At 68.4% G+C, this 867-nt stretch carries 1 protein-coding gene and 1 pseudogene; both read right to left on the reverse strand.

Going from position 1 to position 867, the window contains the following annotated elements; genetic code table 11:
* Window positions 1-171 (reverse strand): annotated as a pseudogene (locus tag LI92_RS24455) (alpha/beta hydrolase); the annotation flags it as partial.
* Window positions 168-867 (reverse strand): IclR family transcriptional regulator (locus LI92_RS21360; RefSeq protein WP_046322567.1); only part of this gene is annotated, 700 nt, incomplete at its 5' end. The gene LI92_RS21360 and the pseudogene LI92_RS24455, both read right to left, overlap by 4 nt.

Here is an 867-nt window from a genome sequence, read left to right on the forward strand (position 1 = left end):
GATGTGTATAAGAGACAGGTCATCTACCTGCGCCACCGGTCGGGGATCGGCCACCGGAGTGAATCGCGAGCGGATGACGGCTCGGGCCTCGGCGCCGGTCATCGTGTGCACCGGCGGGAACCCCGCGTTGAGCACTTCGATGACCCGTGCGATCTGCGAATCGAGGATCATGCGAGGTGCAGGTTCCCGGCGCCGGCCGCCGATCGCGCGGTCGGGCCGCCGCGCAGCGGTCGCATCTGCTGCAGGGTGGGAGACACGCGAACGGCCCCGCAGTCGACCGCCTGCCAGATGCCCATCGCGGCGATACGCACCGGAGCGACCAACCGCTGGTCCAGCTTTATCCGGTTCATCGGCCCGCAGACCGAGATGGCGGCGACCGCCTCGCCCGGGTCGCCGATGGGGGCGGCGACGCAGCCGAAGCCGGGCAGCGACTCTTCCCGGTCGAACGCGAAGCCGTGAGAGCGGACTTTGAGCAGTTCGTTACGGAGTTGGGCGTGTGTGGAGATCGAATACTTGGTCCGACGGGGGAGCGCCGCGGAGTTCAAGACGTCGATGTCACGCTCGTCGGCAAACGCCAGCATCGCCTTGCCCACGGCCGTGCAGTGCGCCAGTTGGCGGGCACCGACACGGGTCGGAATTGCCGCCGCCAGGTGATCGCCGACCTTGTCCATGTAGACCACGTCGGGTCCGTCGAGGACGGCGAGGTGAACCACCAGGCCGGTCGCGGCGTGAAGTTCGTGCAGTTTGCGGAGCGCGGCCTTGTGCAGGCGGTCCTGGTGTACCGCCAGGGATCCCAGCTCGACGAGGCGCATGCCCAGTTCGTAGTCCCGGCCGCTGCGGCGCAGCCAGCGCAGCTGTACCAGACGC

The sequence above is a fragment of the Mycobacterium sp. UM_Kg1 genome (assembly GCF_000972925.1).
Taxonomy (GTDB): domain Bacteria; phylum Actinomycetota; class Actinomycetes; order Mycobacteriales; family Mycobacteriaceae; genus Mycobacterium; species Mycobacterium hiberniae.